This window comes from Paraburkholderia sp. 31.1 (genome assembly GCF_014397645.1).
GTDB lineage: Bacteria > Pseudomonadota > Gammaproteobacteria > Burkholderiales > Burkholderiaceae > Paraburkholderia > Paraburkholderia tuberum.
The window spans coordinates 1-784 of the sequence record NZ_VZQN01000186.1 but is presented as its reverse complement, the minus strand read 5'-3'; the positions used below and the strand labels follow the sequence as shown (position 1 = coordinate 784).

Sequence of the window (784 nt, the reverse complement as noted above, 5' to 3'; positions counted from 1 at the left end):
CCCCCGGCGATGCCTTCGCCTGCGCACTACGGTGCCGAGGCACAGCCGGCGAAGACCGTCGCAGCGGGCGGCGTGGCGCAGCAGTTCGATATCGGCGCAGTGGGCGTTCCGCAATGGTGGCAGCTTTACCGGTCGGACGCGCTGAGTGCACTGGTCGAGGAAGGCTTGCGCAACAGCCCCACGCTCGGGGCTGCGCAGCGGACGCTCGCAGCCGCGCAGCAGGAACTGCGCGCCCAGGTCGGCGCATCGACGCTGCCTTCAATCGATGCTGCCGCACAAGTCGATCGCGGGCGTACACCGCTTGTGCCCGGCATTGGCCCCAGCGAGGTTCGCTATAACTTTTTTGCCGGACAGGTTCTCGCGTCCTACACCTTTGACCTGTTCGGTGCGACGCGTTCGGCGAACGCGGCCAGCGCCGCTCGCGTAGACGTGCAGGCGTATCAACTGGAGGCGGCGCGGCGCGCGCTCGCGGCAAACATCGTCGGTACGACGATCAGCGTGGCGGCACTCGATCGCCAGATCGCGCTCACCGAACGGCTCGTCGCCGTGGCCAGGACGGCCGCGGACGAGGACCAGCACCGCTACGCACTCGGCTCGGTCTCGCGTGCGCAGGCGCTTGCGTCGACGCAGGATGCGGCTTCGGCTGCGGCGAGTCTTCCTGCATTACGCCAGCAGCGCGCCACAGCCATCCATGCGCTCGCGGTGCTGATGGGCCGCACGCCGGACAACGCCCCGGCCGTTCCCGATCTCGACAGCCTGGTGTTGCCCGAACACGTGCCTGTCG

At 68.9% G+C, this 784-nt stretch carries 1 protein-coding gene; it reads left to right on the top strand.

Translation table 11 applies throughout. The features are described from left to right. The coding region (locus F6X37_RS35925; RefSeq protein ID WP_187614684.1) for a TolC family protein at positions 1 to 784 on the top strand (784 nt) is incomplete at both ends.